20 protein-coding genes are annotated in these 16,081 nt (G+C 67.4%); 6 read left to right on the top strand and 14 right to left on the bottom strand.

From position 1 onward, the window contains the following. Positions 1-61: 61 nt before the first annotated feature. The gene (locus DEJ09_RS02310; protein WP_111087532.1) at positions 62-451 is read right to left on the bottom strand and encodes a hypothetical protein; all 390 of its coding nucleotides are present in this window, start codon (positions 449-451) and stop codon (positions 62-64) included. Positions 452-696: 245 nt separating this feature from the next. After that, positions 697-1,050, bottom strand: a complete 354-nt coding sequence (locus DEJ09_RS02305) for a hypothetical protein (RefSeq protein ID WP_111087531.1) — start codon at positions 1,048-1,050, stop codon at positions 697-699. Between the two features lie 360 nt (positions 1,051-1,410). Here DEJ09_RS02305 and DEJ09_RS02300 point away from each other — a divergent pair, with 360 nt between their 5' ends. Together DEJ09_RS02300 and DEJ09_RS02295 are read left to right on the top strand one after the other, a co-directional pair. Continuing rightward, the gene (locus tag DEJ09_RS02300) at positions 1,411-2,400 is read left to right on the top strand and encodes a hypothetical protein (protein WP_146245661.1); all 990 of its coding nucleotides are present in this window, start codon (positions 1,411-1,413) and stop codon (positions 2,398-2,400) included. A gap of 35 nt (positions 2,401-2,435) precedes the next feature. Next, positions 2,436-2,702 (top strand): hypothetical protein, encoded by a 267-nt coding sequence (locus DEJ09_RS02295; protein ID WP_111087529.1) that lies wholly within the window; start codon positions 2,436-2,438, stop codon positions 2,700-2,702. Positions 2,703-2,804: 102 nt separating this feature from the next. Here the strand turns inward: DEJ09_RS02295 and DEJ09_RS02290 are convergent, their stop codons facing one another. Further along, positions 2,805-3,380: a GNAT family N-acetyltransferase gene (locus tag DEJ09_RS02290; RefSeq protein ID WP_258373762.1), complete on the bottom strand. Its 576-nt coding sequence runs from the start codon at positions 3,378-3,380 to the stop codon at positions 2,805-2,807. Then, the gene (locus DEJ09_RS18275) at positions 3,319-3,726 is read right to left on the bottom strand and encodes a hypothetical protein (RefSeq protein WP_220034908.1); all 408 of its coding nucleotides are present in this window, start codon (positions 3,724-3,726) and stop codon (positions 3,319-3,321) included. Before DEJ09_RS18275 ends, DEJ09_RS02290 begins: the two co-directional genes overlap by 62 nt. A gap of 82 nt (positions 3,727-3,808) precedes the next feature. Between DEJ09_RS18275 and DEJ09_RS02280 the strand changes: the two genes are divergently transcribed. Next, entirely contained in the window at positions 3,809-4,216 is a 408-nt protein-coding gene (locus DEJ09_RS02280; RefSeq protein ID WP_111087526.1) for a hypothetical protein, read from the top strand. A 44-nt stretch (positions 4,217-4,260) separates the two neighbouring features. On the opposite strand, the gene DEJ09_RS02275 is transcribed toward DEJ09_RS02280, so the two are convergent. The 5 genes from DEJ09_RS02275 to DEJ09_RS02255 all read right to left on the bottom strand — a co-directional run bounded on the left by DEJ09_RS02275 (position 4,261) and on the right by DEJ09_RS02255 (position 9,182). Continuing rightward, a complete protein-coding gene (locus tag DEJ09_RS02275; protein WP_181433239.1) occupies positions 4,261-4,923 on the bottom strand; it encodes an ABC transporter ATP-binding protein in 663 nt (220 codons plus the stop codon). A gap of 435 nt (positions 4,924-5,358) precedes the next feature. After that, complete coding sequence (locus DEJ09_RS02270; protein ID WP_111087524.1) at positions 5,359-7,200, bottom strand: histidine-type phosphatase; 1,842 nt, start codon at positions 7,198-7,200, stop codon at positions 5,359-5,361. Positions 7,201-7,432: 232 nt separating this feature from the next. Beyond that, the gene (locus tag DEJ09_RS02265; protein WP_071244971.1) at positions 7,433-7,618 is read right to left on the bottom strand and encodes a hypothetical protein; all 186 of its coding nucleotides are present in this window, start codon (positions 7,616-7,618) and stop codon (positions 7,433-7,435) included. An 89-nt stretch (positions 7,619-7,707) separates the two neighbouring features. Beyond that, the gene (locus DEJ09_RS02260) at positions 7,708-8,691 is read right to left on the bottom strand and encodes a zinc-binding alcohol dehydrogenase family protein (RefSeq protein WP_111087523.1); all 984 of its coding nucleotides are present in this window, start codon (positions 8,689-8,691) and stop codon (positions 7,708-7,710) included. Beyond that, positions 8,688-9,182 (bottom strand): MarR family transcriptional regulator, encoded by a 495-nt coding sequence (locus DEJ09_RS02255; RefSeq protein WP_071244969.1) that lies wholly within the window; start codon positions 9,180-9,182, stop codon positions 8,688-8,690. The genes DEJ09_RS02260 and DEJ09_RS02255 overlap by 4 nt, the downstream gene beginning before the upstream one ends. Before the next feature lie 44 nt (positions 9,183-9,226). On the opposite strand from DEJ09_RS02255, the gene DEJ09_RS02250 reads away from it, so the two are divergent. Beyond that, positions 9,227-9,649: an ester cyclase gene (locus tag DEJ09_RS02250; RefSeq protein ID WP_071244968.1), complete on the top strand. Its 423-nt coding sequence runs from the start codon at positions 9,227-9,229 to the stop codon at positions 9,647-9,649. A 421-nt stretch (positions 9,650-10,070) separates the two neighbouring features. After that, positions 10,071-10,298, top strand: a complete 228-nt coding sequence (locus DEJ09_RS02245; protein WP_111087522.1) for a hypothetical protein — start codon at positions 10,071-10,073, stop codon at positions 10,296-10,298. 32 nt (positions 10,299-10,330) lie between these two features. Here the strand turns inward: DEJ09_RS02245 and DEJ09_RS02240 are convergent, their stop codons facing one another. The 5 genes from DEJ09_RS02240 to DEJ09_RS02220 all read right to left on the bottom strand — a co-directional run bounded on the left by DEJ09_RS02240 (position 10,331) and on the right by DEJ09_RS02220 (position 15,534). After that, complete coding sequence (locus DEJ09_RS02240; protein ID WP_111087521.1) at positions 10,331-11,566, bottom strand: MFS transporter; 1,236 nt, start codon at positions 11,564-11,566, stop codon at positions 10,331-10,333. A 57-nt stretch (positions 11,567-11,623) separates the two neighbouring features. After that, positions 11,624-12,820 (bottom strand): MFS transporter, encoded by a 1,197-nt coding sequence (locus tag DEJ09_RS02235; protein ID WP_181433238.1) that lies wholly within the window; start codon positions 12,818-12,820, stop codon positions 11,624-11,626. 452 nt (positions 12,821-13,272) lie between these two features. Next, positions 13,273-13,866 (bottom strand): redoxin domain-containing protein, encoded by a 594-nt coding sequence (locus tag DEJ09_RS02230; protein ID WP_258373761.1) that lies wholly within the window; start codon positions 13,864-13,866, stop codon positions 13,273-13,275. Positions 13,867-13,937: 71 nt separating this feature from the next. Continuing rightward, positions 13,938-14,288, bottom strand: coding sequence for an ASCH domain-containing protein (locus tag DEJ09_RS02225; protein ID WP_111087519.1), 351 nt, complete (start codon positions 14,286-14,288; stop codon positions 13,938-13,940). A gap of 55 nt (positions 14,289-14,343) precedes the next feature. Continuing rightward, entirely contained in the window at positions 14,344-15,534 is a 1,191-nt protein-coding gene (locus DEJ09_RS02220; protein ID WP_111087518.1) for an FAD-dependent monooxygenase, read from the bottom strand. Positions 15,535-15,589: 55 nt separating this feature from the next. On the opposite strand from DEJ09_RS02220, the gene DEJ09_RS02215 reads away from it, so the two are divergent. Beyond that, positions 15,590-16,072, top strand: coding sequence for a MarR family winged helix-turn-helix transcriptional regulator (locus tag DEJ09_RS02215; protein WP_111087517.1), 483 nt, complete (start codon positions 15,590-15,592; stop codon positions 16,070-16,072). Positions 16,073-16,081: the final 9 nt, after the last annotated feature.

Raw genomic sequence — 16,081 nt, 5'->3', positions numbered from 1 at the left:
GGTCAAAGAACCGTCCGTCAGCCGATCGTCAAACGAGGTGGCGTTCGACCCGATCTCTCCCTCAGAACCAGCGCAGAATGAACTGCTCGAGTACGTTCCGCATCACTCCTACCGCTCCTGGCGCCGGTTCCCCAGAGTCGCGTCCGACGCTCTTGAGGAGCGCACTCTGCGCAGCCTCGTATTCGCCGCGTTCGATGTCGGTGAACGAGTCCGGGGCTACGGTCCGACTCGCGCTGACGGCTTCCAGCCGACGGAAGCCGTAGCGGAGGCCGACTGGCCGCGGCGCAGCCTGGATCAGCTGCAGCAGATGCGCGTGCGAGTAATTCTCCGAGCAGCGAGCAGCACGACCGATGAAGTCGGTGAGGCCCAAGAGCCCTGCTTCGGTTGAGACGATCCGGACCTGAACGAGTCGAGCGCGACTGCAAAGGTCGTACAAGACAGCTTCATCCATTGCGATCCCTCCTCAACCTGGCCGCAAGCTTGCCACGAAGGGCCATTCTGGTGCTCCAAGCGAGGAGCGCTTCCGGTGGAGGATCGGCTACCGGGACGCGATCACGACACAGAGCGAGGCTGCTCACAGTTCGACGCCCGCGTGTCGCGTGTCCCCCGAAATTGTCGGAGATCCCGCTCGAGGACCGCCATCTCGCACCCACTCGGCCGCCAGCTCGTCGACGTTGACGATCTGATGAAGCTGGCTTAGAGATCCAGACGATGGGCCTTTGCGAGCACATCCGCTTGACGGTTCTTCCCGTGCCGGCGATGGAAGGGGATGAGGACGCGCATCGGGGGCTGGTTCGACCGGTAGACGTTGCTGTCGGGTCCGGTGTAGAGCCCGCCACCCGGGCCGGTGTACAACCCACCGCCAGGCCCGGTGTACAACCCACCGCCAACGCCCGTGTAGGCACCGCCACCGACACCGGTATAGGCACCGCCGCCAACGCCCGTGTAGGCACCGCCGCCAACGCCGGCGTACAGACCGCCCCCAACGCCGGTGTAGAGCCCACCGCCGATGCCGGTGTAGCGGTTGCGAGGCCACGTGTTTGTGGTCATGAGAGCACGCCTTCTACGAAGTGACAAGTACTCGGAACAGTAGTGGCAGGGTCCGACGTTCACCATGGATACCTGTAGCAGGGACGTACCCCCGACCCGCTGTTGCGCGCCTCGCTGCGCGATCACTTCCAACCAGTAGCCAAAGCGTCCGGTGGCCGATCGTCTTTCGGGCAGGTCGGCGGCGCGGTTGAGGCTCAATCCACTTACTCGTCCGAGCACCGATCCGCCGGTTGCTGCAAAGGTCATCCTTGCGGAGGACTGCGCACCCTGAGCGTTCCCATAGGATGCCGTTCGGGGGCGTAGGGCTCTCTATAGATGATCAAGGGGGAGACAGTGTCTCGATCGGGAAGAACCGTAGGCATGGCGGGAGCGGGACTGCTGTGTGCGGTTGCGATGCTGGGGACGTCGGCGGTGGCGCACGCTGAGGAACAGCCTGCAGATGCACTCGCAGCTGTCGCCGCTGTCGCGCCGGATGTGCTCGACGCGGCCGCGAACATGGCCGAATCCGAGTCTGGTGCTGAAGCTGCAAACTTCACCGGGGGCGATGTTGAGGTCAGCGTTCCGACAGATGCTGCTGACGGAGCTGTGCTGCGCACCAGCGATCGCGAGTTGACGGTATCGCTGCCATTTGCGGATCAGGCAGCGGATGCGGTCGTTGAGAGCGCGGGGGTGGCGACTTTTGACAATAACAACTCGTCGAGCACAGCTTCAGTCGTGCGGGAGGATGGCAGTCTGCAGATCCTCACTGTCGTCGAAAGCGCTGCAGCGCCGACCCGGTACGACTACGACTTGTCCGTGCCGTCAGGCGGCGCCATTACGGTCCGTGATGATGGCGTGGTCATCATCACCGACGAGAGTGGCGATTTTGCTGGCACCGTTGCGCCCGCGTGGGCGAAGGATGCAACCGGAGTGCCGGTGGCGACCCGGTACGAGGTGCACGGGAACACGTTGACGCAGGTCGTTGAGCACGGCGCGGCGACGCAGTACCCGGTAGTGGCCGACCCGTGGCTGGGGATCACCTTGTTCAAGAGCTTCAAACGCGACAAATATCACGGGGACTACCGCTACAGCGCCTGGGTCACCGGGCCTGGCGCGGTCGTTCTTAGCGGTGGCGGTGGCGTCGGAGGGTACGCGGCTGGACAGGCTGTGTTCCGAGGTTCTGGGTGGGACGAATGGAAGAAGAAGTGGCCCGCGATCACGAACAAGGCCACCCTCCAGCAGCAGTACAACTGCCACGTCGCTGCGGGCCTTTACGGGCTGCCGTTCACCCAGGACTACAACCTCGAACGGTACCGCGCGAACCGCGCGAACTGGGTCTCCGGTGTCGCATCGCATCGCTGCAACTGGTGACCACCGAACATCCTCTTCGACAGGAGACTGAGCACATGAAAAAGTTCATCATCGGGTCCGCCATCGCTGCCAGTCTCGGCGCGCTAACCACCATCGGGTTCCTCATAGCAATCGGCGTCGACTACCGCATGCAAGAAGACCGCGGTATCGAGCCGGGCTACACGCCCGACGTCATCGTTGGCGGCTTCGAAGCCGGACTGTGGTTGCTCGGCATTGGCATCGCTGCGCTCATCGTCAGTAGCATCGTCGCGATCCTGCAGCGCCGTAACGAGCGTGCTGCCTCATCTGCACCCTCGCACTGACTCAGCGTTGCAAGCCGCGCAGTGCCCCGGTCGGAAACGGCCGGGGCGCTGCCGTGTCCAGCGGCCTGCCTGTCTCGGCCAGGGATCGGCTATCGGACGGGATCAGTGCTCAGCGGCCGTAGGCAAGAAGGCTTCCCAAAGGAGCTCGCCGTCGATCAGAGCGCTCGTGGGTGCAAGCCCGGTCCGTCGCGCTACCTGCATCGAGGCGGTGTGATCGGGATGGATGAAAGCCCGGATGTGCCCGACGTCGACCGAACGCAACCACATCACGACGGTGGATGCTGCCTCGACTGCGATCCCTCGGCCCTGTGCCTCGGGCGTGACCAGCCAGGCGAGATCCGCGACGAGGCCGTCTTCCTTGCGTCCGAGGGTGGCCTGCACGAATCCGATCGCCGGTCCGCCGCAGGCAGGACGGACGATCCAGTTCAGCCAACCAGCGCTGCCGTCCTCAGACTGGCCCTGGGATTGGCGGCGGTACCGTGCGCCCAGTTCGTCAAGGGTCGGTGGCTCGCCGCCAGTGAACTGGTAGAGCTCTGGTGGAGCAAGGGCGGTCAGCATCTCGATTGGGTGGTCAACTGCAAGCCGTTCCAGGGCGAGACGATCCGAGTGCAGGGGATCAGCCCGTGGCCACGACATGACCCGAGCCTCGCAGATCGCGAACGGCGTGGAGTGCCCCATGCAACATCCACACTGACCACGGCCTGACTCCGCACCTGATCACGAGAGCGGCTGTCGCCGGATCCAACACGGTCACCCCGAGGTGAGCGATGCCGGTCGCAGCGAGGCAGACCATGGCCCACCCGACGACGCTGTGCCCTGTGGCGAGCAAGAAGATCCCGAAGGCGAGGACGAGGGCGACCAGGAGCGCACCGCAGAGGAGCAGCAGCAGGCTGGTCACGGGGCTGGCGTTCACGGTGAGCTGCGCGTCACGCACCCAGGCCGGGGTCCGCACGCGATGCACGAGGATCGCGACCGTACCCGCCAGGACTGCGATGCTCGCTGCGAGCAGACCTGCTTCAGCCATGCCGAGATGGTACCGGCGAAGGTGCATGCTTCGGCTGGTCCGCGGCCTCGAACGCCCCGGCGGACGCTGACAGGATGAGTTCGTGCAGATCGAAGAAGTGGACGAGCGGCACTACGGCACCGAAGGCGAGCGTGACACATTCGTCGTGCACTTCTTCCAAGCGCTGAGCGGCGAGATGGTCGCGCCCGACTGGGACGCCACGAGTTGGGCGGTCAGTGTGATCCGCGTCACCGACGCGACGTACCGTTCGGCGTTTGCAGAGGCCCGGCGGATCGCCGCAGGCGAGGTGTTGCCGACACTGTTCTCGGTGTCCCTCGAGACCGCGGAGCCGAGTGGTCCTGGGATCCTGCGACTGTTCGGCACCGACCTCAACATGGAGGGGCTCGAGCTCGAGCCCGATTCACACGCGGCGAAGCGGGAGATGTTCGCCGAGTTCTTCAGCCGCGACCGTACTGCGCGCGTGATCGGGGATCTGGAGCGCAACCACTGACGGACTGGAGGCCCGATGCCAGCTGGCACCGTGCCTCCAGTCCGTCACGTGCCGCGCGCGATGAGTCGCTCGTGGTGCAGCTGGAGTTGCCGTCCGCACCGCTGTGCAACGCGCTCACTGTGGGTGACGATCACGAACTTGGTTCCTGCCTGCTGCAGCCGGTCGAAGAGGGCGAGCACGTCGTCTTCGGTCGTCTCGTCCAGTGCGCCGGTGGGCTCATCGGCGAGGACGACGGCAGGGCGCTTCGCGATGGCTCGAGCGATCGCGACGCGCTGCGCTTCTCCTCCTGACAGTCGTCGTGGGCGCTTGCCAGCGAGGTGGCTGATGCCGACCGCCTCGAGAGCCTCATGTGCGCGGGCGGCGGAGTCAGCGCGAGCAGGAACGCCGAGCCGGACGTTGTCGAGCACGCTGCGGTCGCCGAGGAGGCTGTGGTCCTGGGTGACGATGCCGATGTGTCGCAGTCGGTGTGCCGCCATCCTCCGTGGGGTGCACTCGAGCACGTGCCCGTCGTGCTCGTAGGTCCCGCCGAAGTCGGTGTCGAGGCCGGCGAGGATGCGGAGCAGCGTGCTCTTGCCCGACCCGCTCCGCCCGGTGATCGCTACGGAGCGATCGTCTTCGCGAAGGTCGAAGTCGAGTCGGTCGAACAGTGCTCGGGTCGATCCGTCGGGCTCGGTGATGGTCTTGGAGACGTCGCGCAGCACGATCATCGTGGGGTACCTCTTCGGCGTTGGGTGGTCAGTTCGATGCGGACGGCTCGTCGACCGAGTGCGCCGTCTGCCACACACCAGAGGAGCAGGGCGGTGCCGGCGCCGAGTCGTGCCATCGCACTGTCGTTGGGGAGCAGCGTGCTGATTGCGAGGAACAGCCCGAGCGCGGCGGTGTACTCGGTCAGACGGCTTGCGCGGAACAGCCGGTTCGTGGCATCCGGGCTCCTCCCGAGAACGGACCACCACCTTCGTCCTGCTGGGGGAGGCGCCCATCGCCCGGAGCGGGTGAACTCGGCGAGGACCTGGAGCGAAACCACGGACGGACTGGAGGCGCGGTGCCAGCTGGCACCGTGCCTCCAGTCCGTCCGTCACCCCGCTGGGGCGGGGCGCCGGGACAGGCTGGTCATCTCGAGAAGCCGCGGATCCGCGTCGGTGTCACTCGGTGGGTCGCAGGCGACGCCGGCGACGCAGCACCAGCGTCCCGGCGCCGGCCAGGAGGAGCAGTGTCGCGAGCAGCGCCGGTCCGACAGGTGACTCCGCTCCGGTCGCGGCGAGCGTGCCCGTCGCCGTCGCCGTCGCCGTCGCCGTCGCCGGCGTCGTCGGTGTGGTCGTCGGTGCGCCGGCGCCCTGCGCCGCTGGTGTCACGGTCGGCGTCGGCGTGGGCCCCGCGGTGGGCGTCGCGGTCGGTCCTGGAACGGCCGCAGCGATCAGCGGGCTCTCGGTCATCGCCGTGCCGGTGAGGCAGTGCTTGAGCTCGGTCTCCTTGACCCAGTGCGACCCTGCGGCGACTGCGCGGCATCCGGAGGCGAACGCGATCTCCCGCTCGTTGTAGAGCATGCGCACGAGCGGCGTGTGGGTCGCTCCGGTAGCGGGGTCGATGCCTGCACGTGACACGACGTCCCACTGCACGTTCGCAGCCATCGGCGTCACCTCTGAGCCTCGCCACGGGTTGGTGGCGTCGTCGTAGACGTCGGCGTCCGAGGTCGGAGCAGCGTTGTCGGGCGCGGCGACGGTGGATCCCGGCAGCCGCAGTAGTGCCGCGAACGGGATGATCGTCTCGGCGTGCGCGAAGCGGAAGGTCGCGACCACGTCGCCGCCGGCGACGCGGGCGTCGATCGTGGCGAAGAAGTCGTCGAGCAGGGGCTCGGCGATCGAGTACGTCTCGTCGTGCCCGGCGAGGCTCGGGCCCTTCTCGTAGAAGTCCTCGGCGTCGAGCAGGTACGCGAACCACTCGGCATCCGCCGGCCGGCCAGCGAAGTACTGCGCGAAGTCGAACTGGTGCGGAGCGACGTTCTCCTCTTGCATGTCGGCCGCGATGATGTACAGGTTGTACAGCGACATCGCCGCATCAACGGTGCTCTTGATCGACTTCTTCGGATCGCCGCAGGCATCGGGATCGGCCTTGGTGTCGGCACCGGGCGCACACGCCACCGCGCCGCCCTTGGAACCGTCGGCGGTGTTGTACCAGGTGTGTGCCTTGTCCGTGCCGATCGCGGCGATGAACCCGGGCGTGAAGATGCCGGAGAGCAGGTCCTTCGCCGCTTCGACGGATCGCGGCTTCGCCTCGATGTACTGCAAGGCCGCCGCGATCGTGCCGCCGTCACCGGTCTGTGCGGCGACGTAGTCCTCGTACGCCTGGGCGCGCTGGCGCTCGGGCGACCCTTCGGCCTTCTCGGTGCCGTCCGGGTTCTCGACCTCGTGGAAGTAGAGCAGGTCAGGGCGCGGTTCGAGCTTGACACCCGTGGCCCCGAAGCCCCGCAAGAAGTTCTCGCCCGACTCCGTCGCGCGAGACTCACCCGAGGTCTCGGCGACGACACGCCCGCCCATCTTCGCCGCGGCTGCGAACAGCTGCTTGTTGCGCTGCGCGGCTCGCGCTCCGATGCCCTGGTGCTGGGTGGCGCCCTGACCGGTGAGCATGCCGTAGCCGTTCGCGACGTTCGCCGCGGTGATGGCATCGAGGTTCGCGGAGAACTCCTTCCCGATCTCCGGCGTCAGGAACCCGTTCTCGGCCTGCGCGGTCGCGGCGAGACGGTGCAGCAGCGCGTCGTACTTGTAGGCGGAGAGTCCCCGCGATCCGTGTCGGGCGACGGACTCCGTGGCGACGGGTGCGTAGCCCGTCGGTGCCGGCGAGTAGGCGTCGATGTCTGACTGGCTGGGGGCGATGTACGGCTGCTTACTGCTGGTGAAGCTGGCCTCGTCGGCGTGCGCCGGCACCGCGAACACCAGCGAGACGAGGGCAGCGACGGCAACGCAGGACAGTGCGGTGCGGGTGTTCATGGGTCCTCCGGTATCGGGACCCTCGGGCAGCGGTCCGACAAGCAGAGTTAGCGGCAGCGGGTGAACAGCCCTTGACCTGGGGGTGACCGGACGGTGCTGCCGGGTACGGCGGCGCGCGTGGCACGCCACGACAGGAGCGCAGGCCCTGGACGCGTGCCACTGACGGACTGGAGGCCCGGTGCCAGCTGGCACCGGGCCTCCAGTCCGTCAGTTGCGGGCCACCGAGACCTGCCTAGCTGTGCCCGGATCGTCGGGTCAGCTTCGAGCTGACGACGCCGTAGAGCAGCCAGGCGACGACCACGACGAGTGCGACCGTGCCGTACATCGCCGGCAGGGCGCCCTGCACCAAGAACGGCACGAGCAAGAGACTGACCAGGCCGAGGACGGCCAAGGTGATCTTGTAGCTGCGAGGAGACATCAGACCTTCCTTCCTTGCACTGGCTGGCGCCCTTGTCGAGGACGAACGGGTTCCACCCCGAGAGCGGGGTTCCGGAGAGCCCGTACCCATCATCGGATGGTGACGACGAGCTTGCCTGACCGGGTCCCGTCCTCCATGTCGCGGTGGGCCTGCACGATCCCCTCGAGCGGGTACACCTTCGCGATCGGGACCTGCACGGTGCCGGCTGCGACGGTGTCGAGGAACGCCTGCAGCACCGATGCCGGCAGGTCGCTTGCTTCGCCGGAGTACGCGGTGAGGCGCACCCCGTTGGGGATCACCGCCATCGGGTAGAAGTCGGGGATGGTCCAGACGTCGGAGAGCATCCCGCTGAACGACACGGTGCCGTGGACGGCTGTCGCCCGGAGCGTGTCGGGCAGCGTGTCGGTGCCGATCAACTCGACCGCTCCGTTGACGCCGTCCGGCACGATTCGACGGACCGCGTCGGCGATCCTGCCCGAGTCCACCACGACGTGGTCCGCACCAGTGGCGTGCAGTCGCTCGGTGCGGTCCGGGTTGCGCGTGGTGGCGATGACGGTCATGCCCTGCTGCTTCGCCAGCACGATGCACGCCAGGCCGATCGACGACGTGCCACCGCGGATCAGGATCGTGTCGCCCCGGCGGGCACCGACGCCCACGGTGAGCGACCCGTGTGCGGTCTGCAGCATCTCGGGGACGGCGCCGAGCACGGACCAGTCGAGGCCGCTCCGGAACGGCACGACGCTGCTGGCCGGAACGACGGTGTACTCGGCGTAGCCCCCGTCGAAGTCGCGACCCATCCCGCCCATCAGCCCGGCTACTTGGGTACCGGCGGGGAACTCTCCACCTGGGGCTGCCTCCACGGTCCCGACGGCTTCGATCCCGGGCACCCGTGGGAAGGTCCCGAAATGGCCCATGCCGCGGCGGAAGTGCAGCTCGGACCGGTTGAGCCCGAACGCTTCTACACGGATCAGCACCTGGCCCGGGCCTGGGATCGGGATCGGCAGCTCACGGAGGTGCAACACGTCGGGCCCACCGGGTGCGTCGATCACGACGGCCCGCATGGTGGCCGTCATCGCCTTGCCTCCAACGTCGACTGCAGGCGCTCGAGAGCCGCGACACCATCCGCGATCGCCGCGGCATCGGCATCCGAGAGCACGGCGTCCAGCGCTTGGTCGAACCGCTCGTCCGCGAGGGCGAAGGCGTCTCTCCCCTGGGGTGAGAGCACACTGCGGACGCTGCGCCGATCGTCAGGGTCCGTCGCACGCTCGAGGAAGCCATCGGCGGCGAGCCGGTCGAGCAAGCGACTGGCTGCAGCGATCGACGTCCCGACGCCGGTCGCGACGTCCTGCACCCGGGCGCCCGATGGGGCTGCCTGGACGATCCGCAACACTTCCAGTCGGGCCAGGCTCAGCACACCCTCCCCCCGCATCCGCTTCTCGACCGCGTTCCACACGTCGGTCTCGTGCCGCACCAGCGCGGCGAAGTACTCGTGCAGACGCGCCGCTCGCCCAGTCCGGTCATCCGGGGCGTCGATTCCAGGGAGGGGGGCGAGGTCCGTGCTCATGGTTCGACTCTACGGCATCTACTTGCTATGTAAAGTAGTTGTCCATGACCACAGACACACGCCTCTCGTTCCTGCGATTCGTCGAATTCATCAACAGCGCCGACCCGTCCATCGGTGAGACGGTCATCGCACCGGAAGCGGCGTTCTTGACGCCGTTCTCGCCCGAGCCGCTGCGCGGGCTGCCGGGGTACCTGCAGATCCTGACGATCATGCGGGGCGCGTTCTCTGACATCCAGTGGAGCATCGACCGGATCGTCGTCGAGGGCGACACGGTCGCAGCACGTTTCGAACTCCGCGGCACGCACGACGGCGAGTTCCTCGGTGTCCCCGCTACGGGGAGGACGGTGGTCGCGAACGCGAGCAACTTCTACCGTTTCGACGAGGGACTGATCGTCGACGAGGTCGGTCAGCCGGACGTGCTCAGCATCCTCGGGCAGATCGGGGCGCTCCCGCCGGCACTCGGCTGAACGGTCACCGTTGAACGCCCTCGAGAGCCCACCCGTTGTCGCAGATGCGCATCGGGGGAGTGAGCGACCTGGAACCGTGGATGCTGCTCGGGTTCGGCGAGGACATGCGCTGATCGCTACGGTGATGCGCGCGCAGCCTCGGGCGGCAGCGGCGTCCGTTGGCAAGGTGCATGGATGCAGACCGAGGACGATTGGCAGATCGCCACCCGAGCTCCGTCACCGACGCTGTTCGCGGGGGAGTTCGCCGAGTTCTCCAGTCGAGACTGCACTGCGGTCGAGTGATCGGGCGTGACCCGCGGTCGTCGTCGAGGAGGTCCGGAGCGCAGCCGGCGGCGGACTGGGTGTGGCCGCCATATCCCCGGCACGGACGTCACTTCGCCAGCGCGCGCGGATCGCGGAGAGTCGAGAGTTAGATGGGCGCATGTTCTCTCGCGTTCCGCCCCGTGTGTTCGGCCTTGCGTTCGGCCTCGGGGCTCTGGTCGCGGGGCTCGTGATGGCGCTCCTCGGTGCGGGCGTTCAGTACATCGGGCTCGTGGCCGGAGGGCTGGTCATCGCGGCGATGGGATTGCTGGCTGCGATCGTCGGCGCGATCGGCTTCGCACTCCACGGGTCCGCCCGATCCGAGCGTGACCGGACGAAGCGAACCTGAGTCGCTGGCAGGCTCGTTCGGCGGTCGATCCGTTACCGAACGGCGATCGTCCTGAGTGGTGAGCACATCGCCACGACGACGGCGACGGCGAACACGAGGGTCACCGCGAGCAGCGCGACGCCATCTCCAGCGACGGTCATGAGCGCGCCGCCGCCCACTGCTCCTCCAGCCGCGAGGGTCCTGTTCGCGCTGCGCATCGTGCCGTTCATCCGACCGAGCAGCGCGTCGGGTGTGACGGTTTGGCGAAGACTCATCTCGTTCGCGTTCTCGCAGCCCGCTGCAGCGCCGTGCACGGCGAAGGCGACGAACAACACCGCGACAGTCGCCGGTGTTCCTGCGGTGTCGGTGCCAACCGTCGTGAGCGTGATGGCGGCCCAGGCGATCGGGTACGCGGCTCGAGCGGCGATGATCGTCCGGCCGGCGCCGAGGCGCGGCGCCGCAGTGGCGCCGAGGAGCATCGCGACACCGCTGACGGCGAGGATGCCCCCGTACACGGCCGCTGAGAGCGCGAAGGTGCGGAGCGCGAGTGTCGCGAACACCGTCAGTCCGGCGGCGTTGGCGAGGAACCAGAGATGTGTCGACAGCGCCAGCGGTGCGAGCGTCGCATGACCGTACGTCCACCGCAGACCGTCGGCGATGTCGCTCCGCAACCGCGCACCCGCCGTGCGCGCTGGCGTCTGCTCGATGACGCGGACGCCCGCGATGAGGACGGCGTCGACGAAGTAGCTCACCGCGTCGAGGGCGATCGCGACCGGCGCGGTCACGATGCTGACCAGGACACCTCCGAGAGCCGGGCCCACCGTCTGCGCTGCCGCATCACTCTGATCAACCCGCGCATTCGCCGCCAGGAGGAGTGGGCGAGGGACGATGCGGGGGAGGAGGGACTGCGTTGCGGCGAATCCGATGACGGACAGGATGCCGAACACGAACAACGCCGCCGCCGTCACCCAGAGGTTCAAGAGCCCCGTGAACCAGAGCACCGGGATCGTGGCCAGGCACACGCCACGACCGACACTCGCCCAGATCAGGAGTGGCTTGCGTGGGAATCGATCAACGTACGCGCCGACGATCAGCCCGAACAACGCGTACGGGAGGAACTGGGCAGCGTTCACCAGCCCCACCTCGAACGGGCTGGCGTGCAGCACTGTCACCACGAGAACCGGTACGGCGACCGCGCTGACTGCTGATCCGAACGACGAGACGGTCGCAGCAGACCAGTACGGGCGGAACCCGGGGACTCCACGCAGCGTGGTCGCGTCCTCGCCCATGCGCCAACGCTGGCAGACCGCGACGCTGCGAGCAAGACAGTTCGCCCAAGACACTGTTCAAGCGTCGATGTCGGTCGGCTCCGCGACTTGTACGCGTCCCGGCAAACCCCGGACCGCTCTGTGCCAAGCCCAGGCGGCGGCGAGGAACACACCCGTGGCGATGAGCCAGAGCAGCCAGGGCGTGCGCGAGTCCAAGAGTCCGAGAGTGAGCGGGAACAGTGCCATGCCGATCGAGCTCGCGGTCTGGAACACCCCGATTGCCCGGCCGCGGATTCGAGGGTGTGGAGCTTCGGCCATGACCGCGTTGGCGGCCGGGAGGTAGATCATGTCCGCAGCTGCCAGCAGGATCGCGACCACGATGACGAAGGACCACGCAGCCAGCCCATGCAGCGGAGGAAGAACGATGAGCGGTGCTGCGGTCGCGGCCGTCAAGACTGCACCGAGAGCGATGAGCGTTCCACGCTGCTGACCAGCAACCCAGCGGGTCACGGAGGTCTGGAGCAACGCGCACATGCCCGTAGCGACAGCGAACTGGACGGGCGCGACCGCTGGGGACATGCCCCACCGCTCGACGAAGAGAACGCTGAACGCGACGTTCGGCAGCACCATCGCGGGACCGATGAGGAACTGTCCGAGGGTGATGAGTCGCATCGACCGGTTGGCGATGAAGGAACGAAGTGACCCGGTCGTGTCCGCCCCTTCCGCAACGGCGAGGGCGGACGTCGGCGTGGATCGGTGCCCGGTGGGTTGCGTCGCGAACACGCCGGCTGCCACAACGCTGGTGACGACGTTGGCGAGGACCAGCCACCGCAACCCGTCTTGGTGGCCGTTCGCGAGGGTGACCGCGGCGATGATCGCGCCAGCGCCGAGCGCTGCGGCCTTCGTCGCTTCGAGGAACGCGAACCACCGCTCGAACGGGCGGCCTTCAGCGAGGTCGTGGACGTACGCGGTCCATGAGGTCCAGTAGAGCCGCTCGGAGCCGTTGGCGAGGAAGATCGCCGCGAAGATCATCATCGGGTCATGGGCGAACAGGTAGAGCGTGAAGCCCGCTGCCGAGAGGAGGTTGTTGAGGATCATCGACGCCTTCGCGCCGAATCGATCGGTGAGGACGCCACCGACCAGTCCGATCGGGAGAGCAACCAGTGTCGCGACGGTGGAGACGGCCCCGAGCACTGCAAGCGGCACGTCGGTGGTGATGGTGAAGTAGACGATCGTCAGTGGCAGCGTGAGGCCGGCGCCGATGGTGTCGGTCAAGACTGCAAAGGTGACGAAACGGTGTTCGCGCAAGCTCGCGAGTGAGGCCCGAAACCGGGCAGGGGTGAAGAACATGGATGTGGTCCCGTGAAGTCGTCGCGCCGTCGTCGCACGACGGCGCGGGCAAGCAGAAGCACGCGAGCAGAACGCTCGCGGCGGGGAGGGGCCGACCTTCGTGGTCAGCTCAGTTCTGCGTTGCCATGACTCCGGGAGGGATCGGCCGCGGTCCGACGAACTCGGGCGCAGGCTTGGTGGAGAACAGTCGACGAGGGGCACAGAACGGCATCGTTGCCACCCTTCGCCATCATCGGACCAGTTGAACGAACGCTAGCAGCGCTCAAGATGAGAGATCAACGTGCCGCCTCAATTGGTGCCCCCTCCACGGGACGCACCCCGCCGTCCGCGCTCGGCGCACTGACAGGCTCGTTGTTCAGGGCTCCGACGTCACGTCGTCACTTGTTGGCTTCGTCGATCAACGTCGTCAACACACTGCGATTGATCGGACCGAGGATGCGGGCGCTCACCCGGCCCTCCTTGTCGAGAATGATGGTTGCCGGCGTCGAGTTGGGGGCGTTCGTCCCGGAAAATGCGAGTTGCACGGCCGCGTCCTGGTCAACGGCGTTGCTGTACGAGACGTCGTGCTCCTTCACGAAGGCACGCGCGGTCGCTGCAGAGTCCCGGACATCGACGCCGAGGAACGACGCCTGCGCGTGCCGATCATCGCTGACGGCTTGGAGGTCCTTCGCCTCGACGCGGCAGGGTGCGCACGACGCGTACCAGAAGTTGAGGACGAGCGCCTTGCCACGGTACTGATCGGCACGGATGACCTTGCCGTCGAGGTCATGGGTCTCGAAAGTGACCCGTTCACCACGATCGTTCGCGGCGAACTCCGTGACAGCACCGTCTCCCGAGATGTAGTTCTTCGTGTCGCCGTCGCGGTACTGCTTCGCGAGGCCGTCGCTGCCTCCCGCGCAGCCGGTGAGCGTCACGGCGACCGCGACCGCGACCGCGACCGCGACCGCGACCGCGACGGCGACGCCGACCAACAGTGCAGGACCCCCGACTCGACGTTGCCTCATTGCGCCAGGGTATGCGCTGGCGGCCACTCTGGCGTCCGTCAGCCGATGCCCTCCAGAGATGGCCGAGTCATGAGTTCTGCCACCTCGACGATCGCATCGTCCGGCATGTCGGGGTAGTAGTTCTCGCGGAGCTGCTGGCCGAAGCGCTGCATGTCCGTCTCCGGAGGCTGATGCGCCTGTTCTGCGGTGAGGGTGTCGAGCCGGTACCGGTGCACGGCGGTGATCGTGCCGGCCACTGGTTCGGCGGTCGGGTGATCGTCGAAGACGAACGTCGCCGCGCCGACCTGTACAGACTCGTTCCACCGCACGGTGGTGACCTTGTCGCCGCGGATGATCGCTTCGTGGTGCTTCTGATGGAAGTGGACGGTACCTGGGGCTGTGTCGGCCATGCTCCCAGCTTGCCGGACGTCGCGGAGTGAGTGCGTCCCCTGTCACGCTGAGGACTCAACGATCGAGGAGGACCGGCAACTCGCGATCAGTCTCGGCGACCTGGGTGAGCTTCATGGCGACTGGTCGGAGCGGCCGTGACATCAACACCTTGTTGAGGAGCCCGCGGAGCGCGAGCGCCAGTCGGGACTGCGGGTACGCCAGTGCCTTGAGTCCGCGAGGGAGGTCCTGCACATCGTCGACCAGCGGGCGCATCCACTTCTCGTACGCGGTCAGCGCTGCTTCCTGGTCCTGCGTCACGTCGGCGAGCTCCGCGGCAAGGACGTACCCGGCGGTGAGCGCGAGTGAGGCGCCGCCGCCCCCCATCGGTGTGACGCACCATCCGGCGTCACCGGCCATCACGACGTGGCCGCGGTGCCAGGTCCGCATCCGGATCTGCTGGAGCTGGTCGATGTAGACGTCCGGGGACGTGTCGAGCGCGTCCAGGACCCGTGGCGCCTCCCACCCGACTCCGTCGTACCTGCGCCGCACCGCCGCCAGCGTCTGCTCACGAGTCAGACCGATGACGTCGTCCCCGGGAGCGTAGGCGAGGATCGCGCGTGTGGTGCCGTACGGGTCGGGTCGGAGGTGGACTTGGCGTCCGCGAACGGCGTTGTGCCACCGCCAACGGTCGTCATCGCTGTCGGTCCGTGGGATGGTCCCGAACACCATGGTGACGTCGAGGTCGCGCTGGTCGACGTCGCCCTCGGCGAAGACCATCGCACGGGTCCGCGACCGCACACCCTCGGCGATGACGAACAGGTCCGCGTGCAGGCGCCGTCCCTTCGCGGTCGTCACGGTGACTCCCGCAGCGTCGTCTGCGACGTCCGACACGGTGTCCCCGTAGACGAAGGAGACGCCGGCCGGCAGGTTGTCGAGGATCGTCCGAGCGAGGTCGCCGCGCAGGATCTCGAGTTCCGCTGTCGCACCGCCGGCCCCGTCGGAGGGCAGTTCGGCGGTGACGGCCCCTCGCCCGTCGACGAGGACGGTGCCCGTCTCGGTGGTGTTCCGTGCCTTCACGGCGTCGAACAAGCCCATCTTGCGAAGCACGTCGCGCGCGACGCCTCGAACATCGACGTTCTGTCCGCCGTCACGGAAGGCAGCGGCGCGTTCGATGACGGTCACGTCCCATCCGGTCCGGCGGAGCCAGTATGCGGTCGACAGGCCAGCGATACTGGCTCCTGAGATGACAGCGGTGCGGTTTGCCATGGTGTTCCTCCGTCGTGAGCTTTAGAGTAAAGATACTACACAGTAAAGGAATCTGATGGACGACGTGTTCGAGACGGAGTGGGACGCACCCCAGGTCGAGGTGATGGAAGCGCTCCAGACATGGGCCGTGGCGTTCGCGGAACTCAACCAGCTGATGTCCTCGTGGCTCGACCTGCCGACGACCGATGCGAACGCCCTGGGGCAGGTGCTCTGGGCGGACTCTTCTGGCGACCCGCTGTCGCCCGCACGACTCGGGCAGCGGATCGGTATGACCTCCGGATCCGTGACGGTCTTGCTGAACCGCCTGGAGGCGGCCGGACTGCTCGCTCGCAGCCGCGAGCACACCGACCGGCGCCGGGTGACGCTCCGTCCGACACCGGCGGCACGGGAACGTGCGCGGGCGTTCACGGAGAGGTCGACCGCCGAGATCGCTGCCGCCCTGCAACAGGTGCCTGCAGCGGAGCTGGAGCACCACGCCGAGTTCATCCGCCGCATGGTCGGTGCCGCGATGGACGCCGCGGACCGGCTCCGCAGTTAGCGGCCGTCG

It is taken from the genome of Curtobacterium sp. MCLR17_055 (assembly GCF_003234305.1).
GTDB classification, from domain to species: Bacteria; Actinomycetota; Actinomycetes; order Actinomycetales; family Microbacteriaceae; genus Curtobacterium; species Curtobacterium flaccumfaciens.
Note: the sequence above shows the minus strand (reverse complement) of the source record. Positions and strands in the feature narration are given on the sequence as shown.